Consider the following 16,130-nt stretch of genomic DNA (forward strand, 5'->3'; position numbering starts at 1 on the left):
TAACCGCGAACGGTTATTCGCCCTACGTGCGGTTTGCCTCGGTGCATAGGGCTTTCCATTCGACGCCGCTGCGGGTGGTGCGTGGCGGGGCGTCCTGGTGATAGCGGGCGATGACCTGGGCGGCCACGGCGATGGCCACCTCCAGCGGGCGCTTGCCGGGTACCTCGGGCAGGCCGATGGGGCAGTACAGGGTTTCGATGGCGGCTGTGGAAAAGCCGCGCTGTTCCAGGCGCATGCGGCAGCGCTGGGCCTTGGTCTGCGAGCCGATCATGCCGAGGAAGCCGGCGTCGCCGCGCTTGAGCACCGCTTCGGCCAGTGCGTAGTCCAGCGGGTGGTTGTGGGTCATGATCAGGTAGTAGCTGCCCGGCGGCGCCTTATCCACAGCCTCCGACGGATCGTCCAGCAGGCTGCAGCGCACCCCTGTGGGTAACTCGGCGGGGAATTCCGCGGCGCGGCTGTCCACCCACTCCAGGCGCAGCGGCAGGCCCGCCAGCAGCGGCGCCAGGGCGCGGCCGACGTGGCCGGCGCCGAACAGCAGCACCTGCGGCCCGCGCACCGCGAAGCATTCGAACAGCAGGCTGGCGCGGCCGCCGCAGCACTGGCCCAGGCGTGCGCCCAGGGGGAAGTGCTCCAGGCTCTGGGCGTCCTTGCCGGCCAGCAGCAGTTGGCGCGCGTGCTCGGTGGCGGCCAGTTCCAGGTGGCCGCCGCCGATGGTGTCGTAGCAGGCGTCGGCGGTGACCAGCATCTTGCAGCCGGCCTCGCGCGGGGTGGAGCCCTGGACGCCGATGACGGTGACCAGTACGTAGGGCTCGGCACCGTCGCGCAGGCGGGCGATGGCGTCCATCCAGGTGGGGGTCATGGGGTGAGGTCCTGGGGGGGTGGGTTGATGGTGTTGGTTGGATGTTTCGGCGTTGTGGGTGAGGTGGGTTCCCTCTCCCCAGCCCTCTGACTAGGCGTCCCCCCCATGAAGGGAGAGGGGGCTAGTTCGGTGTGTGCAGGAAGATTGGGAGTTTTCCTGTTATCCACAGTGTCCGGCTGACTCCGTTGTTTCGCTTTACGCGAAACGGTCCCCTCTCCCTCCGGGAGAGGGCTAGGGTGAGGGTATGACGCGTCCTCCAGCGAACTATCCACAGCCCGCCCCTTCAACGCTTCGCAGGCCCACAGCACCCGCTCCGGCGTCGCCGGGGTGTCCAGCGTCGGGCTCACCCGATAGTCCGCCAGGCTGGCGATGGCATCGCGCAGGGCCGACCACACCGAGATGGCCAGCATGAACGGCGGCTCGCCCACCGCCTTGGACAGGTACACGCTGTCCTCTTCGTTGGGCCGGTCGAACAGGGCCACGCGGAAGTCCTCGGGCACGTCGCTCGCCGCCGGGATCTTGTAGGTCGCCGGCCCCGTGGTGAGCAGCCGGCCCCTGGCGTCCCACTTCAGTTCCTCGCAGGTCAGCCAGCCCATGCCCTGGACGAAGCCGCCCTCGATCTGGCCGATGTCGATGGCCGGGTTAAGGCTGCGGCCGACGTCGTGCAGGATGTCCACCCGCAACAGGCGGTACTCGCCGGTCAGGGTGTCCACTTCCACCTCGGACACCGCCGCGCCGTAGGCGAAGTAGAAGAACGGGTGGCCCTGGCCGGTGGCGCGGTCGTAGTGGATCTTCGGCGTGCGGTAGAAGCCGGTGGCGGACAACTGCACCCGTGCGAAGTAGGCGGCCTGCACCACCTCGGCGAAGTCCAGCGCCTTGTCGCGGACCTGCACCTGGCCGTGGGCGAAGCGCACTTCCTGCAGCGCCACGCCCTCGCGCGCGGCGAGGAATTCCGCCAGCCGCGCCTTGAGCGTGCGGGCCGCGTCGCGGGCGGCCATGCCGTTCAGGTCGGTACCGCTGGAGGCCGCGGTGGGCGAGGTGTTGGGCACCTTGTCGGTGCGCGTGGCGGTGATGGTCACGCGCTCAAGGGGCACCTGGAATTCCTCGGCGACTATCTGCGCCACCTTGACGTTCAGGCCCTGGCCCATCTCGGTGCCGCCGTGGTTCAGCTGGATGCTGCCGTCGGTGTACAGGTGGATGAGCGCGCCGGCCTGGTTCAGGTGCTGGGCGGTGAAGCTGATGCCGAACTTCACCGGAGTCAGCGCCAGGCCGCGCTTGAGCACCGGGCTGGCGGCGTTGGCGGCGGTGATGGTGGCCCGGCGGGCGCGGTAGTCGCTGCTGGCTTCCAGGCGTTCGATCAGCTCGCCCAGCAGGTTGTGTTCCACGCGCTGGTGGTAGGGCGTGAGGTCGCGGCCGCTGCCGCCGTAGAGGTTGAGCTTGCGCACGTCCAGCGGGTCCTGGCCGACGGCGCGGGCGATGTCGTCCATGGCGCGTTCGATCAGCATCATCCCCTGGGGCCCGCCGAAGCCGCGGAAGGCCGTGTGCGAGACGACGTTGGTGAAGCTGCGGTAGCCGGCGATGGCCACGTCGGGGATGAAGTAGGCGTTGTCGGCGTGGAACATGGCGCGGTCGACGATGGCGTCGGAGAGGTCCGGCGAGTGGCCGCAGTCGCCCACCACTTCCAGTTGCGCGGCGAGCAGCCGGCCCTCGGCGTCGAAGCCGACCTGGTAGCGGTTGTGGAAGGGGTGGCGCTTGCCGGTGGCGCGCATGTCCTCGGCGCGCGGCAGGCGCAGCTTAACCGCGCGTCCGGTGCGCGCCGCCAGCAGCGCGGCCAGGCAGGCCCAGGGCGCGGCCTGGGTCTCCTTGCCGCCGAAGCCGCCGCCCATGCGCCGCACTTCCACCGTGACCCTGGCCAGGGGCATGGCCAGCACCTCGGCCACCAGCTTCTGCACCTCGCTGGGGTGCTGGCTGGAGGTGAACACGAACATGCCGCCATCGTCGGTGGGCACGGCCATGGACACCTGCCCTTCGAGGTAGAAATGCTCCTGGCCGCCGACGAACTGGCTGGCCTGCAGCACGTAGGGCGCGGCGGCCAGGCCGTGCCCGGCGTCGCCGCGGCGCATGAAGTGCGGCGGGCGCACGAAGCGTTCCTCGGCCTTGGCCCGCAGCGGGTCGAGCAGCGGGGTTTCCTCGGCGTATTCGACCTTCGCCAGGCGCACGGCGCGGCGGGCCTGCAGCTGGGTTTCCGCCGCCACGGCGAACAGCGCCTGGCCGTGGTACTTCACCCGCTCGCCGGCCAGCAGCGGGTCGCCGGGGAAGACCGGGCCAATGTCGGTGTGGCCGGGCACCTCGTCCAGGGTCAGCACGGCGACCACGCCGGGGGCGTTGCGCACAGCCGTCAGGTCCAGGCTGTGGATAACCCCGCAGGCGATGTCCGTGAGGCCGACGGCGGCGTGCAGCAGGTCGCGGGGTTCCTTGATGTCGTCGACGTAGCGCGCCGCGCCGCTGACGTGCAGCTCGGCGCTGTCGTGGGGCCGGGCCTGGCCGGCGCTGCGGGCTTCGCTGGCGCCGCCGTTGGCGGCCAGGGGAGGCAGGCTACGCATGGCGCACCTCCGCGGGGGTTACGGTGTATTCCACTAATGCGCGCTGCAGCAGGTTCTGCGCCACCTTCAGGCGATAGGCGGCGCTGGCGCGCAGGTCGTCGATGGGCTGGAAGTCCTCGGCCAGGGCGGCCTGGGCCGCGGCCACGGCGGCGGCGTCGAACGCCCGGCCAGCCAGCGCGGCTTCCGTGCGCCGGCCGCGCAACGGAGTGGCGGCCATGCCGCCGCAGGCCAGGCGCGCCTCGCGCACCCGGCCCTGCTCGTCGAAGTCCAGGCGCAGGGCCAGGCACAGGGCGGAGATGTCGTCGTCACGGCGCTTGGATATCTTGTCCACACGCAATGACTGGCCCTCGCCCAGCCTGGGGATAACTACCGCCTCGATGTATTCGCCCGGCTGCAGGATGCTCTGCCGGTAGCCGGTGAAGAAGCCGTCGATGGGCACTTCGCGCATCTGCCCGGCGCGCCGCAGGCGCAGGCGGGCGTCCAGGGCCAGCAGCACCGGCGGCATGTCGCCGATGGGCGAGGCGTTGGCGATGTTGCCGCCCAGGGTGCCGCGCTGGCGGATCTGCAGCGAGCCCAGGCGCTCCAGCAGCGCGGGCACACCGGGGAAGGCGCGCAGCGCGTCCTGGCAGTCGGCGTAGGGCCGCGCGGCGCCGATCAGCAGGTGCCCGGGGTGTTCCTCCAGGCGCCGCAGCTCGGCCACGCGCTCCAGGTGGATCAGCTGCGGGAAGCCCTTCAGCGCCTGGGTCGCTTCCAGGGCCAGGTCGGTGGCGCCGGCCACCAGCCGTGCCTGTGGATGATCCATCAACAGGCGGTCCAGTTCTTCCAGCGAGGTGGGCAGCCAGGCGTGCTGCTCGCCGTTGTCGAGGCTGGCGCCGGCGGGCAGGGCGCGCAGGCGCCCGGCGGTAGCGCGTTCGGCGGCGGCGAAGCGATCGCCCCGGGCTTCGCCGGCGATGCGCCGGGCGGCTTCGAGGATCGGCCGGTAGCCGGTGCAGCGGCACAGGTTGCCGGACAGGGCCGTCAGCGCGCTCTCGCGGTCATGGGCGCAGGCCGCATGGCGCCAGGCGAACAGCGACATGACGATGCCCGGCGTGCAGAAGCCGCATTGCGCGCCATGGCAGTCCACCATGGCCTGTTGCACCGGGTGCAGGCGTTCGTCGTCGGCGAGGTTCTCCACCGTCAGCAACTGGCGGCCGTGCAGCGAGCCCAGCGGAGTGATGCAGGCGTTCACCGCGCGGTAGCGCAGGCCGTCGCCCTCGGGTTCGGCCAGCACCAGGGTACAGGCGCCGCAGTCGCCGGAGGCGCAGCCTTCCTTGGTGCCGGTGCGCCCCAGCCGGGTGCGCAGGTACTCGAGCAGGCTCGTTTCCGGTGCCAGGCCGTCCACCTGGCGCAGTTCGTCGTCGAGCAGGAACTGGATCATGCGAAACCTCGCTGGCGCGCGCCGGACCGGCTGCCGGGAGGCGGGCCCGACGCGGCGCTGAAGCTGTCCATGTGGTCAGGTAATGCACGAACTCTGCCAGCCGAAAGGGCTGCTCCCTAAGCAAAGCATAGCTCGCGGCGCCTGTTGACCAGCCGGCCAGGAAAGCGCCCCGGCTCCACCTCCGCCGGCCGCTGCGGGCACGTCCGGCACGGGCATTGAACGGTGGTGTCACGCGCTGGTCTTGAGCAGGGTGCAGGATGGAGGAGGGCCCGCTCATCGATAGCGAAGCTCTTCCTTTTATAGTTCCGCTGATAGATAAAGCCAATTTGTTTGATGGCCTAAATCAATGGGCCAAGCGGGCTAATAGCGGATAATCTTGCCCACGTCGAATTTCATAACCAATTCGATCAACCCATCTCTACGAGGAATGCCGAATGAACCTGATCAACACCCAAGTCCAACCGTTCAAGGTCAACGCCTTCCACAACGGCAAGTTCATCGAAGTCACCGAGCAGTCCCTGAAGGGCAAGTGGTCGGTCCTGATCTTCATGCCGGCAGCCTTCACCTTCAACTGCCCGACCGAGATCGAAGACGCCGCCAACAACTACGCTGCCTTCCGTGACGCTGGTACCGAAGTCTACATCGTGACCACCGACACCCACTTCTCCCACAAGGTCTGGCACGAAACCTCCCCGGCCGTGGGCAAGGCCCAGTTCCCGCTGATCGGCGACCCGACCCACCAGTTGACCAACGCCTTCGGCGTGCACATCCCGGAAGAAGGCCTGGCCCTGCGCGGCACCTTCGTGATCAACCCGGAAGGCGTGATCAAGACCGTCGAAATCCACTCCAACGAGATCGCTCGTGACGTCGGCGAGACCCTGCGCAAGCTGAAAGCTGCCCAGTACACCGCTGCCCACCCGGGCGAAGTCTGCCCGGCCAAGTGGAAGGAAGGCGAGAAGACCCTGGCCCCGTCCCTGGACCTGGTCGGCAAGATCTAAGCAACACCCCTCCCCGGCGGACGGCCCCCACAAGGGCCGCCCGCCCTGCCCAAAGCCTACCCGCAAGCGTGCAGGGCGGACGCACAGCGTCCGCCGCGGGAACCCTTTTGCCCGAATTTCGCAGGAGCTGAACTCATGTTGGACGCCAATCTTAAAAACCAGTTGAAGGCCTACCTGGAAAAGGTCACCCAGCCGTTCGAGATCGTCGCGTCCCTCGATGACAGCGACAAATCCCGCGAGCTGAGCGAACTGCTGCACGACATCGTCGGCCTGACCGACAAGATCACCCTGCGCGAAGATGGCAGCGACGAGCGCGTGCCGTCCTTCTCGCTGAACCGCCCGGGCGCGGACATCGGCTTGCGTTTCGCCGGTATCCCCATGGGCCACGAATTCACCTCGCTGATCCTGGCGCTGCTGCAGGTCGGCGGCCACCCGTCCAAGCTCGAGCCCGAGGTCATCGAGCAGGTCAAGGGCATCCAGGGCAAGTTCGAGTTCGAAACCTACTTCTCGCTGTCCTGCCAGAATTGCCCGGACGTGGTCCAGGCGCTGAACCTGATGGCCGTGCTCAACCCGAACATCCGCCACGTCGCCATCGACGGCGCGCTGTTCCAGGACGAAGTCGAGCGCCGCCAGATCATGTCGGTGCCGAGCATCTACCTCAACGGCGAAGTCTTCGGCGCGGGCCGCATGGGCGTGGAAGAAATCCTCGCCAAGATCGACACCGGCGCCGCCGCTCGCGAAGCCGAGAAGCTGGCCGCCAAGCAAGCCTTCGACGTGCTGGTAGTGGGCGGTGGCCCGGCCGGCGCCGCGGCGGCCATCTACGCCGCCCGCAAGGGCATCCGCACCGGCGTCGCCGCCGAGCGCTTCGGCGGCCAGGTGCTGGACACCATGGCCATCGAGAACTTCATCTCGGTGAAGGAGACCGAAGGCCCGAAACTGGCCCGCGCGCTGGAAGAGCACGTGAAGCAGTACGAGGTCGACATCATGAACCTGCAGCGCGCCAGCGCGCTGGTCCCGGCGAAGAATGCCGGCGAGCTGCACGAAGTGAAGTTCGAGGGCGGCGGCAGCCTCAAGGCCAAGACCGTGATCCTCGCCACCGGCGCCCGCTGGCGCGAGATGGGCGTGCCCGGCGAGCAGGAATACAAGGCCAAGGGCGTGTGCTTCTGCCCGCACTGCGACGGCCCGCTGTTCAAGGGCAAGCGCGTGGCGGTGATCGGCGGCGGCAACTCCGGCGTCGAGGCGGCCATCGACCTGGCCGGCATCGTCGCCCACGTGACCCTGCTGGAGTTCGACAGCAAGCTGCGCGCCGACGCCGTGCTGCAACGCAAGCTGTACAGCCTGCCGAACGTGGACGTGATCACCAGCGCGCTGACCAGCGAAGTGAAGGGCGACGGCCAGAAGGTCACCGGCCTGGTCTACAAGGACCGCAACTCGGAAGAGTTCAAGTCGGTGGAGCTGGAAGGCATCTTCGTGCAGATCGGCCTGCTGCCCAACAGCGAATGGCTCAAGGGCAGCATCGAGCTGACCCCGCGCGGCGAGATCATCGTCGATGCGCGCGGCGAGACTTCGCTGCCGGGCATCTTCGCTGCTGGCGACGTGACTACGGTGCCGTACAAGCAGATCGTGATCGCGGTTGGGGAGGGGGCGAAGGCGTCGCTGTCGGCCTTTGATCACCTGATCCGTAGTTCTGCGCCGGCTTGATGACCTTGCGATAGTAGAAGCGCCCGGCTCACTTGAGTGAGTCGGGCGTTTTTCTTTTTGGGTGTTTTGCTTGGGGTCGATGGTGTTCGGGGTTGAGTTGGGCTCCCTCTCCCCAGCCCTCTCCCTGAAGGGAGAGGGAGCTTGTCCGTGCCGAGAGGAGGGGGTGGTTTCAGCCGGAAGCTTTCGGTGTTGCCGGCTGACTCCAGAGCCCCCGTTTCTGCCCAACGGTCCCCTCTCCCTTCAGGGAGAGGGTTAGGGAGAGGGTGCGGAGGTCAGCCCGATCGACGGCGTAAACGGGGAATGCCATTCGCGAGCAAGCTCGCTCCTACGAAAAGCCTCCAGCCCCCAGCCCGCGGCATTCAAAGAATCGGCGACACCAACCGCGCCACCCGCATCCCCAGCTGCTGCAGCTGCCCGCTGCGCTCGGTGCCCATCTCCACGGCCTGGTCGAAGTCCGCCAGCAGCATGCTCTCCACGTCGCGGGCGAAGGCCTCGTCCACCGTCACCAGCATGATCTCGAAGTTCAGCCGGAACGAGCGGTTGTCCAGGTTGGCGCTGCCCACCGCGGCGCAGTCGTGGTCCACCAGCACCACCTTCTGGTGCAGGAAGCCTGGCTGGTAGCGGTACACCTTCACCCCGGCGCGCACCGCGTCCTGGGCGTAGAGGCTGGAGGCGGCGTAGACGGTGCGGTGGTCCGGACGCGAGGGCAGCAGGATGCGCACGTCCACGCCGCGCAGCGCGGCCAGGCGCAGGGCCGAGCTGACCGCCTCGTCGGGGATGAAGTACGGGGTGGTTATCCACACCCTTTCGCTGGCCGCGTTGATCATCTCGACGAAGAACAGCGAGCAGGTCTCCTGCTTGTCCGCCGGGCCGCTGGCCAGCACCTGGCAGATCACCCCTTCCTCGTCGTAGCGGTCCGGCAGCAGCAGGGTGGGCAGGGCATGGGTGGCCCAGAACCAGTCCTCGGCGAAGCTCTCCTGCAGGCAGGCCACGGCCGGGCCGCGCAGTTCCACGTGGGTGTCGCGCCAGGGCGAGAGCGGCGGTTTCTCGCCCAGGTACTCGACGCCGACGTTGTGCCCGCCGACGTAACCGCACAGGCCGTCCACCACCACCACCTTGCGGTGGTTGCGGAAGTTCAGCTGGAAGCGGTTGATGGCGCCGTGCCCGGTGCTGAAGGCCTGCACCTGCACGCCGCCGGCGCGCAGGCGCTCGACGTAGCGCCCGGGCAGGCCGTGGCTGCCGATGGCGTCGTAGAGCAGGAAGACCTCCACGCCGTTGGCCGCGCGTTCCAGCAGCAGCTGCGCCAGGCGCTGGCCGAGGGCGTCGTCGCGGATGATGAAGAACTGCACCAGCACCACCTGCCGGGCCTGGGCGATGGCCTCGAAGATGGCATCGAAGGTGGCCTTGCCGTTCACCAGCAGGCGCACGTGGTTGTTCGCCAGGGTCGGCATGCGCGCCAGCGCGGAGAGGGCCTTGAGCGCCTTGTAGTTCTCCGACTGGCGCGCCGTCAGGGCTTCTTCCACCCAGGGCCGCCAGTCCAGTTCGGCGGCGGCCAGGTGCATCTCCTCGTTGGCCTGGCGCCGCGCACCGATGTAGGCGTCGAAGCGGCTGCGGCCGAACACCAGGTAGGGCAGCAGGGTGAGCAGCGGCATGAACACCAGGGAGATGGCCCAGGCGATGGCGCCCTGCGCGGTGCGCACGGTGAGCACGGCGTGGAGGGCGGCGACCACGCCGAGGACCTGGATGACCACCAGGAAATGGGCGATGTAGGGGGAATACTGCATGCGCGCGAACGAGTCCTTCTGCCGTGCGTGTCCCCGCAGCTTAGCCCCGCTCGGGGGGCCGCGGCCATCCCGGCAGTTCGCCACGCCAGGTTTCGAAGGCCTTGCCCAGGCGCAGCACGGCCACGTCGGCGAAGCGCGGGCCGACGATCTGCAGGCCGATGGGCATGCCGGCGGCGGTGAAGCCGCAGTTGATCGACAGCGCCGGCTGCTCGGTCATGTTCCACGGCACGGTGAAGCCGATGTGCTCGAAGGGCAGCGCCGGGTCGTTGGTGGGCGAGGCCCACTCGGCGGGGAAGGCGGCCACCTGGTTGGTCGGGCTGAGCAGGCAGTCGATGCCGTGGAACTGCGCGGCGGCGCGCTTGCGCATCTCGAAGGTCTGGTTGAAGCCGCGCACCGCCTCGACGCCGGAAACCCGCGCGCCGCCTTCGGCCCACTGGAAGATGTACGGCAGCACCCGCGCCTGGCGTTCCGCCGGCAGCGCCTCCAGCTCGGCCCACAGGCGCGCGCGCCAGAAGCGGTCGAGGCCGTCGAGCAGCTCGCGGTCGAGGATCGGCGGCACCTCGACTATCTCCGCGCCGGCCTCGGCGAAGCGCCGCGCGGCGTCTTCCACGGCCCGGCGCACTTCCGGCTCGGGCTGCAGGCCGCAGCCGGGGTCCAGCTGCAGGCCGATGCGCAGGCCGCGCACCTCGGCCGGGCGGATGGCCCAGTCCAGCTCGGCTGGCGGCAGGCTGGTGGCGTCGCGCCAGTCAGGGTGCGACAGGTGCTTCATCAGCAGCGCGGTGTCGTCCAGGGTGCGCGTCATGGGCCCGGCGCAGCGCCCGGTGTAGTAGGGGTCGATGGGAATCCGCCCGAGGCTCGGCTTGAAGCCCACCAGGCCGCACCAGCCGGCCGGCAGGCGCACCGAGCCGCCGATGTCGGTGCCCACGTGCAGCGGGCCGTAGCCGGCGGCAGCGGCCGCCGCGGCGCCGGCGCTGGAGCCGCCGGGGTTCATCGCCAGGTTCCAGGGGTTGCGCGCCAGCTTGTGGAAGCTGGACAGGCCCGAGGAGAGCATGCCGAAGTCCGGCACCGTGGTCTTGGCCAGCAGGATGGCCCCGGCCTCGCGCAGCCGCGCGGTGGGCGGCGCGTCCCGGGTGGCGGGGACCAAGGGCACGGCGGCGCTGCCTTGGGGAATCGGGTCGCCGACACTGGCGATGAGTTCCTTGATGGTGACCGGCACGCCATCCAGTTCGCCGCGCGGCTCGCCTTTCAGCCAGCGCGCCTCGGCCTCCCGCGCCTCGCCCAGGGCGCGTTCCGGGGCATAGGCGTAGAGCGCGCAGAGGTGCGGTTCCCAGCGCTCGATATGGGCGAGCAGGTGTTGCAGGTATTCCACGGGGGACAGCTGGCGCGAACGGTAAAGGGCCAGCAGCTGGACGGCGGTGAGATCGTGCAGCGCGGTCATGGGGGACTCCGGCGGGGGGCCATGGCACAACCCTAGCCTATGGCGGTGTAGGGCGGATAACGCTCCGCGTTATCCGCCGTTTGGCCTTGGTCGACGAACGGGGGTGGTTCAACCGGGCGCTTTCGGGAGAGGCCGGTGGTTTTGGGTGTTCTGGCCCGCCCGTGGTTCCCTCTCCCCAGCCCTCTCCCTGAAGGGAGAGGGGGCTAGTCCGTGCCGAGAGAAGTGATGGTTTCAGCCGGTAATCTCTGTGCTAGCCGGCTAACGCCAAAACATCAGCGCACTCCGAACGGTCCCCTCTCCCTTCAGGGAGAGGGTTAGGGAGAGGGCGTTCTTCAGGTCAAGCGCCGAGATTGCCAGCGAAACCCCGTTCGCGAGCAAGCTCGCTCCTACGAAGAGCCGGATGTCAGGGCCTTGGCACCAACGCCGGCAGCAGCTGCCGCGAAATCGCCTCGCGCACCGCCGGCAGCAGGGTCGCGTTGCCGCCGAGCATCTCTTCCACCAGCCGGCGCAGGGCCATGGAGCGTTCCGGGGTGAGGGCGCGCACCGCGTATTCGCAGGCCTGTTCCGCGGTGACGTCCGGCGGAACGGCGAAGCCCAGGGCCTGCAGGCGTTCGCGGAAATCGTCCTGGTCGATCAGGTCGGCGTGCATCATCGCGGAGTCCTCCGTGAGGTTGGGCTTCCCCGGATTCTCGGAACAGCGCCGGCCGGGCGCAAGCGCCGGGCCGGCGGAGTGTCCTTCACAGGCAAGAGCAGGTCGTTTTCCGACCGTGCCGGCCTGGAACCCGCCTCAGTTCAGGCCGAGCTTGCCGCGCATGGTCGAAAGATCCTCGGCCAGGGTGTTCACCGGGCCGGCCAGGGCCTTGCGGTCCTTGGCGGCGAGCTTGTCGTAGGTCTGGTAGCCGCCGTCCTTGGTCTTGTACTTGGCGAGGATGCCGTCGACCGTGGCGAAGTTCTTCTCCACCTTGGCGACGAAGGCCGGGTCCTGCTTGGCCAGTTGCGGGCGGAACAGCTCGACGATCTTCTTGGCGCCGTCGACGTTGCCCTGGAAGTCGTACAGGTCGGTGTGGCTGTAGCGGTCTTCCTCGCCGCTGACCTTGGTCGCGGCCACTTCCTCCATCAGCGCGGCGGCGCCGCCGACCACCTTCTCCGGCGGGAAGGGCAGGCCTTCCACGCGCTTGCGCAGCTCGTGCACGTCGGCCATCAGCTTGTCCGCCAGCGGGCCCAGGCCCTCGGTGCTGTTCTTGCTGAACAGGCCGTACTCGATGCGGTGGAAGCCGGTGAAGTCCGGGGCGTCGACCTTCTTCTCGTGGTCGTCCTCGCGGGAGTCGATGGCGCTGTCCAGGTCGCTGAACAGCTCGGCCACCGGCTCGATGGACTCGTAGTAGACGCGGGTCGGCGCGTACAGCTTCTTCGCCGTGGCCAGGTCGCCCTGCTTCACCGCGTCGGTGAACTGCTGGGTGCGCTTGACCAGCTCGTCGAGGTTGTCGGTGACGTAGAGCTTGTAGTCGGCGATGGGGCCGACCAGGTCCAGCGGCGAGCCGGTGGCGGCGAAGGTGGCCAGCGGCGTGGCGAGCAGGCCGAGGCTGAACAGCAGGGCGAGGGAGGTGAGTTTCATGTCCGGTGGCTCCAGTGCGTTGTTGTCGTTCAGGCCAGCAGGCTGCGGCCGAGGAAGTCGTCCGCCCCGGTCACCCCGGGCAGGACGAAGAAGTAGCCGCCGCCTTGCGGCTTCAGGTATTCCTCCAGCGGCTCGCCGTTCAGGCGCGTCTGCACGGCGATGAAGCCGCGCGCGAGGTCCGCCTGGTAGCAGATGAACAGCAGCCCCATGTCCAGCTGGCCGTTGCTGGCCGCGCCGTTGGAGTAGTTGAACGGCCGGCGCAGGATGAGGTTGGCCTGGCTCTGCGCGGTGCGCGGGTTGGCCAGGCGGATGTGGGCGTCCAGGGGCGTGCGCTTGCCCTCGGCGTCGCGGGCGTAGTCCGGCACGTCGGTTTCCACGCGGCCGTCATGGGGCGCGCCGCTGGCCTTGACGCGGCCGATGATGCTTTCCTGCTCCTGCAGCGGGGTGCGGTCCCAGCGCTCGACGAAGTTGCGGATGATGCGCACCGCCTGGTAGCTGCCGCCCGCCGCCCAGGCTGGCTCGCTGGCGTCGGGCTGCACCCAGACGATGCGGCGCATGGCCGCCTCGTCGCGGGAGTCGGGGTTGGCCGAGCCGTCGCGGAAGCCCAGGAAGTTGCGCGCGCTCTCGGTGGGCTGGCCGGGGCGGCTGGGCTGCACCGGCACGCTGCCTTCCTGCTTCCAGCGCACCAGCAGCAGGTCCGGGGTGTTCTTCACGATATCGCGCAGGGCGTGGATGTTGGTGTCCGGGGTGTTGGCGCAGAACTGCAGGCACAGGTCGCCGTGGCAGCGCGCCGGGTCCAGGGCGTCGTTGGGGAAGCCGGCCATGGGTTGCAGGTGGCGTGGCTTGCGCGCGGCCAGGCCGAAGCGCTCGTCGAACAGCGAGTCGCCCACCGAGACGGTGACGGTCAGGTTGTCCGGGATCACCACCGGGCCGAGGATGCCCGAGTCCAGCGGCGGCAGCCTGGCGTCCACCTGCTGCACCGCTCCGCCGGCCATGAGGAAGCGGATGCGCTCGTCGAGCACCCGGAACAGCCGTTCCAGGCCCGCGCGGTCGCTGGCCAGCACGTCGAAGGCGACGATCATGCCCGCCGCCGGGCGCGGGGTGACGATGCCCGGCTGGTGGTGGCCGAACCAGGCGTTGCGCTCTTGGGTGCGCTCGCTGGCCGGTGCGTGGGTGACCTCGGCGGTGCCGGCGGCCCGCGCCGGGCCCGCCAGGCTGGCGCCGGCCAGGGCCACGCCGGCGGCGCCCAGGCCGAGCAGCACGCGGCGGCGTTGGGCGTTGGCGGGGCTGTCGTCGTTGCTGTGCATGGGGTACTTCCTCGGATCAGGGGTGGGCCAGGCCCAGGGCCGGCGCCACGGCGTCCAGCGCGTCGGCCAGGCTGGCGGCCTCGGCGGCCAGCTGCTGGCGCCGGGCGGCCGTGACCTGGTCGTAGGGCTTGCCGGCCAGTTGCGTGAGGCTGGCATCGAGCGCCGCGGCGGCGGCGTCCAGGCGCGCGGGCAGTTCGGGGGCCTTGCGTTGCAGCAGCGGGCGCAACAGGTCGATGACCTTGCGCGCGCCTTCCAGGTTGGCGGCGAAGCCGGCCAGGTCACTGTGGCTGTAGCGTTCCTCGTCGCCGTCCATGCGCTGCTGCGCCAGGCTGCGCATCAGCCGCGCGGCGTTGCCGCCGAGTTGCTCGGGCGGCAGCGACTGGGCCATGAGGGCGTCCTTCAGGGCGGCGACGTCGGCCTGCAGCTGCGTGGCGACCGGCGCCAGGCCGAGGGTGCCGTTCCGCGCGAACAGGCCGTATTCGATGCGGTGGAAGCCGCCGAAGGCCGGGTCCTGCTCGCGCAGCTCGAAGGCCTCGGCGCGCGGGGCGATGCGGTTGTCCAGCTCGGCCAGGCGCTGCGCGCTGGCGGCGATGCGCTGGTAGGCGGCGCGGCCTTCCAGGTAGTGGCTGCGCGCGGCGGCGAGGTCGTTGGCCTGCAGGGCCTGGTTCAGGGCGCCCAGGGCGCGTTGCAGCTGGCGCAGCTGGCCGGCCAGGTAGACGCGGTATTCCGACAGCGGGGCGACGAAGTCCAGCAGCGGCGAGCGGGCCTGCTGGGCGGCGCTGGCGGCCGCGCTGGGGGTGGCGCGCAGGCTGCCGTGGGGGTTGCTGAGCAGGCCGCAGGTGACCTGGTAGTCGCCGGGGGCGAGGTAGGCCGAGAGCGTCTGGCTCATGCCCGGGGCGATGTTCTCGCGTTCCTCCACCACCATCACGCCGTCGAGGATTTCCCACTCCACGGCGCGATCGGAGCGGTTGAGGATGCGGAAGCGCGCCTGCCCGGCCGGCACGCTCAGGGTGTTGGGCTCGCAGCCGTGGGGCAGCACCGTCACCAGCACCTCGTCGTTGCCCGCCCTGGCCTGGTGGGCGTGGCGCGCGGCGTAGTAGAAGGCCGCCGCGCCGAGCACGGCCAGGGCCGCCGAGGCCGCCACCGCGGCGTTGAGCAGCAGGCGGCGGGCGCCGACCGGCGGCTGGGGTTCCGGCAGGCTCATTCGGCGGTGCTCCGGGCAGGGGCCGCGGGGCGCGGCGGCAGGAAGAACAGCGTCAGGCTCAGCGCCAGGTAGGCCAGCCAGGCGCCGAGGGTGCTCAGGGTGGGGCTCTGCTGGTAGCCGAACAGCCCGGCCAGCAGCGAGCCCAGGGCGCCGTCCTCGGGCAGGCTGGCGCCGCTGTCCCACAAGGGCGCCTGCAGCAGGTTCCAGACCCCGGCCTCGTGCAGCGAGCGCACTGCGTTGGCGAGGATGCCGGCGGCCACCACCAGGATGAACAGCCCGGTCCAGCGGAAGAAGCGCGCCAGGTTCAGGCGCACGCCGCCGCTGTAGATGCCGTAGCCCAGGGCCACCGCCAGCGCCAGGCCGAGCAGCGCCCCCAGCGGCGCGCCGGGGCCTTCGCTCTGCTGGAACACGGCGAGCAGGAAGAACACCGTCTCCAGGCCCTCGCGGGCCACGGCGAGGAACACCATGGCGATCAGCGCATAGCCCTGGTGCCGCGAGTGGAAGGCCTGGTCCAGCGCGGCCTGCAGCTCGCCCTTGATGGAGCGCGCCATCTTGCGCATCCAGAACACCATGGAGGTGAGGATGGCCACCGCGGCCAGGCCCACCAGGGCTTCGAACAGCTCCTGCTGCTTCTGCGGGAATTCGGCGCTGGCCAGCTCCAGCCCGGCGCCGACGAACAGCGCCAGGGCGGCGGCGAGGAACACCCCGATCCACACCGCCGGCATCCAGTGGGCGCGCCCGGTGCGGCGCAGGTAGCTGGCGATGATGCCGACGATGAGCGCGGCCTCCATGCCCTCGCGGAGCATGATCAGGAAGGGGACCAGCATGGTTTCACCTGGGACAGGGCCGCGCGGCGGCGGCTGAGAATGCAAACGCGAAGGATTCTCGATGTCGTCGCCTTAAGGATTGCTTAAGGGGCCATGCCTAACGTCGCCCCCTGTCCGCGGCGGATACGCGCACGTCGTTTTCGGCAAACCCGAAGTTGGCGAAGCAGCCACACTGGAGCCATACCGCTGCGGTCGATACCGAAGTAGGTGCTTGTCACACTGGGAGCCTTGACGGCTCGCTTTCGTCCCCTGTCGTGCGTCGGGCGCGGCGGGGGATTTTTTTGTTCGTCCTGGTTGGTTTTTCGTAGGGGCGAGGGGGACGCCCAGTTCTTGCTCGCGAACGGCGTTCTGTCGGCCAGGTTCGGTGCATATCCTGA

Annotated in this window: 12 protein-coding genes; 2 read left to right on the top strand and 10 right to left on the bottom strand. The window is 69.6% G+C overall.

Features of this window, described 5'->3' with window-relative positions; translation table 11 throughout:
• Window positions 1–22: 22 nt before the first annotated feature.
• The 3 genes from xdhC to xdhA are packed head-to-tail and all read right to left on the bottom strand — an operon-like array spanning window position 23 to window position 4,879.
• Window positions 23–859: a xanthine dehydrogenase accessory protein XdhC gene (xdhC, locus tag VV867_RS02435; RefSeq protein WP_328565539.1), complete on the bottom strand. Its 837-nt coding sequence runs from the start codon at window positions 857–859 to the stop codon at window positions 23–25.
• A complete protein-coding gene (gene xdhB / locus VV867_RS02440) occupies window positions 856–3,462 on the bottom strand; it encodes a xanthine dehydrogenase molybdopterin binding subunit (protein WP_328565540.1) in 2,607 nt (868 codons plus the stop codon). The genes xdhC and xdhB overlap by 4 nt, the downstream gene beginning before the upstream one ends.
• A complete protein-coding gene (xdhA, locus tag VV867_RS02445) occupies window positions 3,455–4,879 on the bottom strand; it encodes a xanthine dehydrogenase small subunit (protein WP_328565541.1) in 1,425 nt (474 codons plus the stop codon). The genes xdhB and xdhA overlap by 8 nt, the downstream gene beginning before the upstream one ends.
• Before the next feature lie 434 nt (window positions 4,880–5,313).
• Here xdhA and ahpC point away from each other — a divergent pair, with 434 nt between their 5' ends.
• On the top strand, window positions 5,314–5,877 hold the full coding sequence (gene ahpC / locus VV867_RS02450; protein WP_037016170.1) for an alkyl hydroperoxide reductase subunit C: 564 nt from the start codon (window positions 5,314–5,316) through the stop codon (window positions 5,875–5,877).
• A 135-nt stretch (window positions 5,878–6,012) separates the two neighbouring features.
• Window positions 6,013–7,578, top strand: a complete 1,566-nt coding sequence (gene ahpF / locus VV867_RS02455) for an alkyl hydroperoxide reductase subunit F (RefSeq protein ID WP_328565542.1) — start codon at window positions 6,013–6,015, stop codon at window positions 7,576–7,578.
• A 359-nt stretch (window positions 7,579–7,937) separates the two neighbouring features.
• Here the strand turns inward: ahpF and cls are convergent, their stop codons facing one another.
• From cls to efeU, 7 genes are all read right to left on the bottom strand, one after another.
• On the bottom strand, window positions 7,938–9,362 hold the full coding sequence (gene cls, locus VV867_RS02460; RefSeq protein WP_328565543.1) for a cardiolipin synthase: 1,425 nt from the start codon (window positions 9,360–9,362) through the stop codon (window positions 7,938–7,940).
• A gap of 40 nt (window positions 9,363–9,402) precedes the next feature.
• Window positions 9,403–10,800, bottom strand: coding sequence for an amidase (locus tag VV867_RS02465; protein WP_328565544.1), 1,398 nt, complete (start codon window positions 10,798–10,800; stop codon window positions 9,403–9,405).
• Between the two features lie 403 nt (window positions 10,801–11,203).
• Complete coding sequence (locus VV867_RS02470; protein ID WP_009614343.1) at window positions 11,204–11,452, bottom strand: hypothetical protein; 249 nt, start codon at window positions 11,450–11,452, stop codon at window positions 11,204–11,206.
• A gap of 135 nt (window positions 11,453–11,587) precedes the next feature.
• Complete coding sequence (gene efeO, locus VV867_RS02475; protein ID WP_328565545.1) at window positions 11,588–12,415, bottom strand: iron uptake system protein EfeO; 828 nt, start codon at window positions 12,413–12,415, stop codon at window positions 11,588–11,590.
• Between the two features lie 29 nt (window positions 12,416–12,444).
• Entirely contained in the window at window positions 12,445–13,722 is a 1,278-nt protein-coding gene (gene efeB / locus VV867_RS02480; protein ID WP_328565546.1) for an iron uptake transporter deferrochelatase/peroxidase subunit, read from the bottom strand.
• 16 nt (window positions 13,723–13,738) lie between these two features.
• Entirely contained in the window at window positions 13,739–14,926 is a 1,188-nt protein-coding gene (gene efeO, locus VV867_RS02485; protein ID WP_109935180.1) for an iron uptake system protein EfeO, read from the bottom strand.
• Window positions 14,923–15,753 (bottom strand): iron uptake transporter permease EfeU, encoded by an 831-nt coding sequence (gene efeU, locus VV867_RS02490; protein ID WP_074980724.1) that lies wholly within the window; start codon window positions 15,751–15,753, stop codon window positions 14,923–14,925. Before efeU ends, efeO (VV867_RS02485) begins: the two co-directional genes overlap by 4 nt.
• Window positions 15,754–16,130: the final 377 nt, after the last annotated feature.

The sequence above is a fragment of the Pseudomonas sp. JH-2 genome, assembly GCF_036231725.1.
Taxonomy (GTDB): domain Bacteria; phylum Pseudomonadota; class Gammaproteobacteria; order Pseudomonadales; family Pseudomonadaceae; genus Pseudomonas; species Pseudomonas delhiensis.

Bases quoted from the DNA above. Each gene is read 5' to 3' on its own strand.
- cls (WP_328565543.1), bottom strand. From the start codon at position 9,362: ATGCAGTATTCCCCCTACATCGCCCATTTCCTGGTGGTCATCCAGGTC.
- VV867_RS02465 (WP_328565544.1), bottom strand. From the start codon at position 10,800: ATGACCGCGCTGCACGATCTCACCGCCGTCCAGCTGCTGGCCCTTTAC.
- xdhB (WP_328565540.1), bottom strand. From the start codon at position 3,462: ATGCGTAGCCTGCCTCCCCTGGCCGCCAACGGCGGCGCCAGCGAAGCC.
- efeU (WP_074980724.1), bottom strand. From the start codon at position 15,753: ATGCTGGTCCCCTTCCTGATCATGCTCCGCGAGGGCATGGAGGCCGCG.
- VV867_RS02470 (WP_009614343.1), bottom strand. From the start codon at position 11,452: ATGATGCACGCCGACCTGATCGACCAGGACGATTTCCGCGAACGCCTG.
- efeO (WP_109935180.1), bottom strand. From the start codon at position 14,926: ATGAGCCTGCCGGAACCCCAGCCGCCGGTCGGCGCCCGCCGCCTGCTG.
- efeO (WP_328565545.1), bottom strand. From the start codon at position 12,415: ATGAAACTCACCTCCCTCGCCCTGCTGTTCAGCCTCGGCCTGCTCGCC.
- ahpF (WP_328565542.1), top strand. From the start codon at position 6,013: ATGTTGGACGCCAATCTTAAAAACCAGTTGAAGGCCTACCTGGAAAAG.
- ahpC (WP_037016170.1), top strand. From the start codon at position 5,314: ATGAACCTGATCAACACCCAAGTCCAACCGTTCAAGGTCAACGCCTTC.
- xdhA (WP_328565541.1), bottom strand. From the start codon at position 4,879: ATGATCCAGTTCCTGCTCGACGACGAACTGCGCCAGGTGGACGGCCTG.
- efeB (WP_328565546.1), bottom strand. From the start codon at position 13,722: ATGCACAGCAACGACGACAGCCCCGCCAACGCCCAACGCCGCCGCGTG.
- xdhC (WP_328565539.1), bottom strand. From the start codon at position 859: ATGACCCCCACCTGGATGGACGCCATCGCCCGCCTGCGCGACGGTGCC.